At 41.0% G+C, this 8,586-nt stretch carries 11 protein-coding genes; all 11 read left to right on the top strand.

The annotated features are described in order from the left end of the window. The first annotated feature begins 273 nt into the window (after positions 1-273). The gene (locus OEV42_16165; GenBank protein MDH3975809.1) at positions 274-834 is read left to right on the top strand and encodes a hypothetical protein; all 561 of its coding nucleotides are present in this window, start codon (positions 274-276) and stop codon (positions 832-834) included. Between the two features lie 226 nt (positions 835-1,060). After that, on the top strand, positions 1,061-2,335 hold the full coding sequence (locus tag OEV42_16160) for a DNA cytosine methyltransferase (protein MDH3975808.1): 1,275 nt from the start codon (positions 1,061-1,063) through the stop codon (positions 2,333-2,335). After that, positions 2,287-2,697 carry a very short patch repair endonuclease gene (locus tag OEV42_16155; protein ID MDH3975807.1) on the top strand — a complete coding sequence of 137 codons (411 nt, stop codon included), beginning with the start codon at positions 2,287-2,289 and terminating at the stop codon, positions 2,695-2,697. The genes OEV42_16160 and OEV42_16155 overlap by 49 nt, the downstream gene beginning before the upstream one ends. Positions 2,698-2,713: 16 nt before the next feature. After that, on the top strand, positions 2,714-3,622 hold the full coding sequence (locus OEV42_16150) for an HNH endonuclease (protein ID MDH3975806.1): 909 nt from the start codon (positions 2,714-2,716) through the stop codon (positions 3,620-3,622). Positions 3,623-3,989: 367 nt separating this feature from the next. Further along, positions 3,990-4,148 (top strand): hypothetical protein, encoded by a 159-nt coding sequence (locus OEV42_16145; protein ID MDH3975805.1) that lies wholly within the window; start codon positions 3,990-3,992, stop codon positions 4,146-4,148. A 32-nt stretch (positions 4,149-4,180) separates the two neighbouring features. Then, positions 4,181-4,600: a hypothetical protein gene (locus OEV42_16140; protein MDH3975804.1), complete on the top strand. Its 420-nt coding sequence runs from the start codon at positions 4,181-4,183 to the stop codon at positions 4,598-4,600. A gap of 12 nt (positions 4,601-4,612) precedes the next feature. Continuing rightward, positions 4,613-5,155: a DUF1697 domain-containing protein gene (locus OEV42_16135; protein ID MDH3975803.1), complete on the top strand. Its 543-nt coding sequence runs from the start codon at positions 4,613-4,615 to the stop codon at positions 5,153-5,155. 182 nt (positions 5,156-5,337) lie between these two features. Then, positions 5,338-5,841 (top strand): hypothetical protein, encoded by a 504-nt coding sequence (locus tag OEV42_16130; protein ID MDH3975802.1) that lies wholly within the window; start codon positions 5,338-5,340, stop codon positions 5,839-5,841. A gap of 26 nt (positions 5,842-5,867) precedes the next feature. Then, positions 5,868-6,284, top strand: a complete 417-nt coding sequence (locus OEV42_16125) for a hypothetical protein (protein ID MDH3975801.1) — start codon at positions 5,868-5,870, stop codon at positions 6,282-6,284. Further along, positions 6,284-6,967, top strand: coding sequence for a YciC family protein (locus OEV42_16120; GenBank protein MDH3975800.1), 684 nt, complete (start codon positions 6,284-6,286; stop codon positions 6,965-6,967). Before OEV42_16125 ends, OEV42_16120 begins: the two co-directional genes overlap by 1 nt. Before the next feature lie 174 nt (positions 6,968-7,141). Then, complete coding sequence (locus OEV42_16115) at positions 7,142-8,467, top strand: DNA polymerase IV (protein MDH3975799.1); 1,326 nt, start codon at positions 7,142-7,144, stop codon at positions 8,465-8,467. Positions 8,468-8,586 lie beyond the last annotated feature (119 nt).

Genomic DNA, 8,586 nt, shown 5'->3' with positions numbered 1-8,586 from the left:
CTTTGCTTTGGTAAGTATCCAATTGGAGTCATTAATATGAAACTTGGTAAAGTAGAACCTAAACCAGTACCCAAAAAGTGTTACCCATGTCCATAGGTTAAAGTGTTACCTATCTTTGGGTTGAACAAACAGTTCCCCTCCTTGATAAGGGTTTATGCCCTGTGGTAGAGGTTAGCCATACGGCTCGTATCGAGGAGGGGTAGATTGGCATTGCTATGACAATCTTTTGAATTTTAAGTTTAATGAACTATACCTGTGAAAGGAGAAAGTAAAATGCATATAAAAAAAGGAGTAGTCAGATTTATTCTCAACAATAAATCAAAAATGGTGGGACTCATACTAATCATTTTATTTCTATCAATAACCTTCTCTGTCATGGCGAAACCATCACTTCCAGAGGGTTGGAGGTTACCCACGGAAAAGGAAACAAGCAATGAATTCATGTGGCGTGATGAAGATGAAAAGCGCTACCTTTCTGTTGTTGCAGACTTCAATGGTGATGGAAATGAAGATAAAGCCTTTCTTCTTATGAATGATAATAAGGATTCCATGGGACTTTTTGTGCTTCTTTCACATGGCGACAGCTATGAAAAGTATCAACTCGGTGAATTGGAAGGAACAAGCTGGATTGAAGTGATGGGCATTACCGACGTAAAGGCAGGTAAGTATAAAACCGCCTGTGGTCTGGGCTATTTTGAATGTTCTCCCGGTGAATCAGAAGAGTTAACCTTGAAAAATCCGGCCATTGACTTTTTTACCTTTGGAAGCGTTAATTCCTTCTTTTACTGGAATGAAGCTGAAGGTGAGTTTGAAAGAGTGTGGATGAGTGGTTGATTAATACCGATTGCCCTCCCTGCTGTTATTGCGAGGAGGTCGATTCGACCGACACGGCAATCTTTTGATTCTGGGGGGCGGTGGTGGGGAACTTGCAGCTGGGAAATTTTGGTGCCTTGGTACAAAAAGAAATGTTAAATGTGTGGTATTGCTTTTTCTGTGTTCATGATTTAAAAAATACACATATGAAAAAAATGTCGTCGATGCTAGAATCACATTTAGGTTTATGAATATGTATGATCTTAACAATAATACATTTAAGCTAGATAAGGCTTTCATACTTAGAGAAGACGAATTAACTTACCATTCGCGTTGTTCCGGGCAACTGCTCAAATCTCACCGTAGAAAATACCGTCTGATTGATCTTTTCTCTGGTGCCGGGGGAATGTCCTTGGGGTTCTCAGAATATTTTGGACAACCTTTTCAGGCGGTTTGGGCTAATGATTTTAATAAATTCTGTGTCGATACCTATAATGAAAATTTGGGGGATCACTGTATTGTGGGTGATATTGTTGAGATACTTGAAAGTGAAAAAGTTGAAATTCCTCAAGCTGACGTGGTTATAGGAGGCCCTCCCTGCCAAGGTTTTAGTTTGCTTAATAAAAATCGTGAAAATGATCCTAGAAAAGAGTTGTGGCGGCCCTTTTTGGAAGTTGTTCAAAGATGTAATGCTTCCTTATTTGTTATGGAAAATGTACCTCAACTACTTGGAACTTTTGAACATGGTGAGATTGTTGGTGCGGCTGAATCTCTAGGTTTTAAAGTATGGCAGGATAAATTATCCGCTGCTGATTATGGTGTTCCTCAAACGCGGACAAGAGCTTTTATTATCGGCTGTAAATTTACGGACCCTTCTATATTATTTCCTCCTCGTAAAACTCATTTTAAATTAAATAAAAATGGCAAACAGTTATCCTTTCCAGAGAATGAGGAAGAATATCTTAAAAAACCTCAAGAATGGAAAACCGTTAGAGATGCTATTGGTGATCTTCCTTCTCCCGTAGGTATGGAAATAAGAGATGTTCCCCCACCACTTGATTTGCACTTTGGGAGAAATCCTACAGAATTAAGTAAAAAGCGCTACAGAGCTATCCCTGAAGAAGGAATGAATCGATTTGATTTACAGCGAGTTGCACCGGAATTAACACCAAAGTGCTGGATAAGAAAAAAATCAGGGGGAACAGACCTTTTTGGTAGACTTTGGTGGCATAAACCGGCTGTTACAGTACGGACGGAGTTTTTTAAACCTGAAAAAGGACGTTATTTACATCCTGAACAACACCGACCGATTACTCACAGAGAAGCTGCTCGTTTTCAAAGTTTTCCTGATGATTTTCATTTTCTCGGGTCAAAAGTTGAAATTGCTAAACAAATTGGCAATGCTGTTCCCCCGTTGCTTGCTGCACGTGTTGCCGATGTTATCAGAATATTGCTTGACCAACAACATGAAAAATGGATGTTTTCTCAAAAGAAAAAAGAAGCCAAATTATGTCGCATGTGAGCGGCAAAGATACGAAACCGGAATTAATAGTACGATCTATACTTCACCGAATGGGCTTCAGGTTTCGGCTTTATAGAAAGGATTTACCTGGAAATCCTGATATAACTCTACCTAAGCATAAAAAAATTATATTTATTCATGGTTGCTTTTGGCATGGGCACGAGAACTGCCCAAGGTCTAAACGTCCCCATAGTAACAAAGACTTTTGGGATGAAAAGTTGGACAAAAATATAGCAAGAGATAAAGCAAATATAGAAGAATTAAACAGTCTGGGGTGGAGCGTATTAGTTGTATGGACATGTGAAGTAAGAAAAGGAGAAGCTCTCAGTGAAAAGCTTCATTCTTTCCTGAAAGAGAAATAAACTAAGAAGGTTTAAGATGAAGTCTGAAAAAGTATTAAAAAGCCTCCAAAAGCTATTAGTAAATTTTGAGAATGAACTCAAATCAGATGATTTGAGGGGAAAAGTACTTAGCCTTGTTCCTTGCTTTCATCATTTACGTGATCTGGGAAAATCTTTAATACCCAAGGATATTGCACGAAATGCAAGGGATAGAATTTTGCATTATTTCAAAAAATATCCATGTACCATTATTAGTGGAGATGAGTTGCTTGTCGTATCAGGTATTCAAGAATATGCAAGAAGAGTTCGTGAATTAAAAATACAATTTGGTTGGTCTATTGTAAGTGGCTTGACGGCAAATCAGATGTTGGCTGAAGGAGAGTTCCCTATTGATGGTATAGATGTAAAATCTATGGGACCTTCTGATTATATTTTACTTTCTAAAGAGCAAGATAGAGATGCAGCTCACCGTTGGAATTTAGCAAATGAAATTAGGAGGGAAAATATTTCCGTACGAGATAAAATATTAAAATTCTTCCGAAAAAATGTAGGGAAAAATATCACGGGTGAAGAGTTAAGGTACTTGGCGAAAGATCGATCTGAATGGGCAAGAAGGGTACGGGAGCTTCGAACGGAATTCGGTTGGCCTGTTGTTACAAAAAATACAGGACGTCCTGATCTGGAGGTAGGTGTCTACCTTCTCGAAGCGGATCGACAAAGCCCTGAACATGATCGTCATATTCCTGACCCTATCAAAAGGGCAGTACTTCGAAGAGATAATTATAAATGTACAAAGTGTAACTGGTCACATGAAGAGTGGAATAGGTCCGACCCACGACATCTTGAATTACACCATGTTAAACCTCATGCCGATGGAGGTGAAAACACTGAAAGTAACCTCATCACTGTTTGTACCGTATGTCATGATGATATACACCGTCAATAGCACTAGTTTGGTGTGAGAGGAATAAACTCCAACAATCTCTTTAAATACTGGGCTCAATAGATGAAAAAAACAAATACCCTCATCGATGAGTTTGTAAAAAAGGTTAATACCTCAGTAGTGTAGGGTGGGCTCAGCCCACCAAATAAAAAAGTAGAAAGACAAATGAAAAAATATTCAACAAGATTACGGATTATATATATATATCGGTGATAGTTGGGGATTTAATGAAGAGACTTATCCCATTATCAGGGATCTATTAAATTCATTTAAAGATTGCCAGTGGAATTATTCGAGTTCTTCACCTTTTTATGTTTATTTAAAACCTGATGAAGAGGGCAAACTTGTAGCAGATGAAATAATAAAAGAAATGAAAAATCTCAAGACGAATGATGAAAGGTTTTTCGATATTAAAATCGGTATATCAGAAGGGGAGGTTATTGGCGAGTTTGATGAGCAGGGTAATTTATTGCCTCAGTCATATCCTGTTGGAGTCCCTATGTCAGAGGCTATGCGCACAGCAACTTGATTAGTCGTTGGAAGTGTCAGACTTTTGTGTAAATGATAAAATATGGAATATTGTTTATATTGCTGCTTGGGCTGATAGCCTGCTCTGATGTTGTTGATGAGGTTTATAAAGACTTGTCTGAAGCAAAAGAAGCCGGTGCAATTCAACGTGGATGGATTCCTGCCTGGTTGCCTGCTACGTCTTATAAAATAAAGGAAACTCATGATCTCGATACAAACAAGAGTATCCTCATGTGGAAGTTTGATAAGGAAGAAAAATGGAAAGTACCCACCTCATGTCATCAAATCAGGCCACTTGAGGTACGTGGTCCGGCAATAAATCGTTCCTGGTGGCCGCCTGATCTCCCGGAAAGTCAGGTGCAAACCTATGCATATGTCTATTATGAATGTGAAGAGGGGGCTTTTATGGCTCACAAACCTGATTCATATAAGATGTTTTTCTGGCAGCCATGATAGGTTAATTGCATGAAATACATCTCTCTTTTAAGAAGTATAAACGTAAGTGGTCAAAAGAAAATAAAAATGGCCGACCTTCGGGCCCTTTATGACGGCTTGGGCTATGAAAAGGTTATTACCTACATCCAAAGCGGGAATGTCATATTTGACAGCAGTGAAAAGAAAACAGGGGGAATAAAGTCAGCAATTGAAAGTGCAATAGAAGTAGAATATGGTTTTCATGTTCCTGTTCATATAGGGCGGGTAGAGGAATATGAGGAAATCATAAATCGCTGCCCATTCGAGGAAGCGAGCCTGGAGGAAAATGGCAGCAAGATTTTGATCTCCTTTTTATCGTCAGTCCCGGAGGAGTCTAAAATTATTGAACTCATGAAATACGCAAAGTTGCCGGAGAGATTGATTGTTAATGGCAGTGTCGTTTTTTTGTATTGTCCCAACGGCTACGGGCGAAGCAAGTTATCCAATAGCTTTTTAGAATCAAAGTTAAGTGTAGAGGCAACGACCCGAAATTGGAAAACCGTTCGGAAGTTGTATGAGCTATCGACACAGTAATACCGACATTATTATGTTAAACAAAACCTTAGCAGAGTACCAAACGGATGTTTACCGGCTTCATGACAAAGAGGATTTTGAAGGGTTGTCAGATATCAGAGGCTATGCGTACAGCCACTTGATTAGTAGGTTGGAGTGATAGGGCAATTACAGCCAGATAACTAAAAGATAGGAAAGGGAATATGAAGATAATTTTAAAAGCTTTAATTATTTTAGTCTTTTTTGCAGGAATGCCGGAAGCGGCAGAAATAAACAAGGAAAACTGGATAAATCACCCGGAAATTATAAAAGTACGCAACTTGTATAATGAAATTGAATCAGCTATTAAATCAAAATCCTACAAAGCGGAGTCCCAAAATTGTGAACTCTATGGCGGTTCATTTGTAATATTGGGAACCATATACAGGGATAAAAATAGTAAAGTTCGAAAATACGTTCTTGAAGGAGGCTCTGGTGATTCTGCCGGAGAAGCCTGGTATTACTATGATGAGCATGGAGTACCACGCTTTTCTTTTCTTCAAAGGCGGGCTGCAAACGGAACGGAATTGGAAAAAAGGATATATTTTGATGAAAAAGGCCGGCACATTTATACAGATACTAAACTTAAGGGGCCAGGTTGGCCGGGTGGTTTTTCTGACAGCATGCCGGAACCATTAGAGGATTTTGCTAATTTGTGTAAGGGGTAATTATTTTTTTAACATATAGAGTTTAAATGAAAAAGCCCGTTTTAAAAATAGTGACACACGTTATTGCAGTGGTTATTGGTATTTCTATTGGCTTCTTTGGAGATGTATTAAATATGAGTGGAATATTTTATGAAAGTACTAACTTCAAATTTCCTGAGCAGGTAATAAGAGAAGTTTCCAGTCCTGATAAGAAGTTCACAGCAAGAATCTTATACGATAAAGATTCTAATAATTATTATCTTTCCATAGAAGGTCAGAAAAAAAGCAGTTTTATACTTACAAATGAATTAGTTCCCGGTGCAGGTTACCATGATCCCTTAATCAGGCTTTCGTGGACTGGTCCAAAGATTGTAGAAATAATTGTTGACCATGATTTTGGTGAAGGCAAGTTAGTTTATGAATTTGATGTTGATGATGTGCAGCTGAGGAGGAAGGAGCATTAATGCAAAACTTATTACTTGATAGCTGGAATTTTTTCCGAAATCACTATATGGCTATAGGAATGATTATTTTACCGCTTTTCATCCCTGTAGAAATATTGGATGCTTTTTACCGGTACTACTTTGTTAATGAAAATTCAGATTTATCGGTGCAACTGGCGCCGACGCTTTGGGGCTTTCTGGTCTATCCTGTTTATACAGGTGGTACCATATTTTACATAGCATCAGCTGTTGACGGTAAAATAATAGATGTCCAAACGGCTTGGAGATTGGGTGCTAAATTCTGGATGCCATTTGTCTTATTGAGTGTTCTCGTTGGACTTGTCACTATGGCGGGATTCCTGCTCCTTATTATCCCTGGGATCATACTTGTTGCACGTTACTCATTTGCACCCTTTGAACTGCTTTTGAATAATAAGTCTCCATTAGATGCAATGAGGGATAGTATGGCTGGTACTAAAAAATATATGTGGACGATACTTGGCGGCTATTTGTTTCTCGCTATCATTATTGATAGTTCATATTATTTATTAGGGGCTTTTTTTAGAGAGCTGGCTATTCCAGGTAACATGCTTAACATACTCTATTCAGTGCTGGGAGTTATGTATACTATCTTTACTTTTCGTGTCTATCACCTGGCGAAAGAGCAAGGGGAGAAGGGGCTTGAGGTGAGTAGGGTGGAATAAAGAGCTTCATACATTTTACTGGTTTTATTCTACCTCTAAATCTCTCCTAACCTCCCTTTGCAAAAGGGAGGGACTTTAAACTCCTCCTTTATAAAAGGGGGATTTTAAACCCTTATTTCAAACTTTGTCCCCTTGGTACCCACAGGGCATAAACTCTTTTGCGCGAGAAAAATATTGGATTCCATCATGCCCAACCACCCACTCAGTATATTCTCATGGCCCAGAGCCATCCTCCACATCGACGCCGATGCCTTTTTTGCCTCCTGCGAGCAGGCTGTTAATCCATCGCTCAAGGGGAAGCCCGTTGCGACAGGGAGGGAGCGGGGGATTGTGGCGGCGGCGAGCTATGAGGCGAAGGCGAGGGGGATTAAAAGGGCCATCGGGCTTTTTGAGGCGAAGAAAATCTGTCCTGATCTTGTATGCCTCCCTTCCGATTACGAAACTTACAGCCTCTTTTCAGTGAGGATATTCGATATTATCAGGCGCTTTTCACCGGACGTGGAGGAATACTCCATTGACGAGGCCTTTGTCGATATTACGGGGCTCAGGAGGACCTTCCACACTTCCTACGGGGAGATTGCCCGCCAGATACAGGAGACCGTAGCGAAGGAGCTTGATATTACCGTTTCCGTGGGGGTGAGCATATCGAAGGTGCTTGCCAAGGTGGCTTCCAAATGGGAAAAGCCCAATGGGCTTACGGTGATTCCCGGCAGGGATATTCACCGCTATCTCTCCAAACTTCCCGTGAGAGCTGTCTGGGGGATCGGCTCCAATACGGCGGCCCTTCTTAACAAGCTGGGCGTAAGGACGGCCCTCGACTATGCCACAAAGGACGAGGCCTTTATAAAAAGACACCTCTCCAAACCTTACTGCGAGGTGTGGCAGGAGCTAAGAGGTCACAGCGTCTACCCCGTTGTGACTGAATCGAAAAGCAGCTACCAGTCTGTCGGCAAGAGCAAAACTTTTACACCACCGTCGGATGATCCCCCCTTTGTCTTTGCCCAGCTTTCGAAAAACCTGGAAAAGGCCTGCATAAAGGCGAGAAGGCACAATCTGATTGCCTCTAAACTCACCCTCTTTCTGAAAGGTCAGGATTTTACTCACGACGGTATGGAAATAAAGCTTTCCAGGGGGACGGCTTATCCTGCCGATATGCTGGGGCCGCTCAAGGAAGGTTTTGACCGTACCTTCAGACCGGGCAGGTTGTATCGTTCGACGGGGGTCATTCTCGGTGGCCTTAAAGCTGCGGGAACCCTCCAGTTCAGCCTTTTTGAGGACAGCGTCAGGATAGACAAAATGTGCAGGATATACGATGTTGTCGATGCTTTATCAAAACGCTTCGGTAAGCATACCCTCATGCACGGCAGCAGTATGGCGGCGAAGGTGCAGGCCCGGCACGAAGGGGAGCGGGGGGACGTGCCGTCGAGGAAGTCTGTCCAGTTCAAGGGGGAGAATAAGAGGCAGCGGCTGGGCATGCCCTTTTTGGATGTCAAGGTGTGAGGGTTAAATAACAATTGGTTCTGTCAAGATGTTTAAACCTGGAAACCATAATCCAACCCGGTAGTGTCCGGTTAGGATTTTGCAGAAATTTAAAACCCCCCTCCCTTTCAAGGGTCTCG

Source organism: Deltaproteobacteria bacterium (assembly GCA_029860075.1).
GTDB lineage: Bacteria > Desulfobacterota > JADFVX01 > JADFVX01 > JADFVX01 > JAOUBX01.
This window is presented reverse-complemented; position numbering and strand designations above follow the sequence as displayed.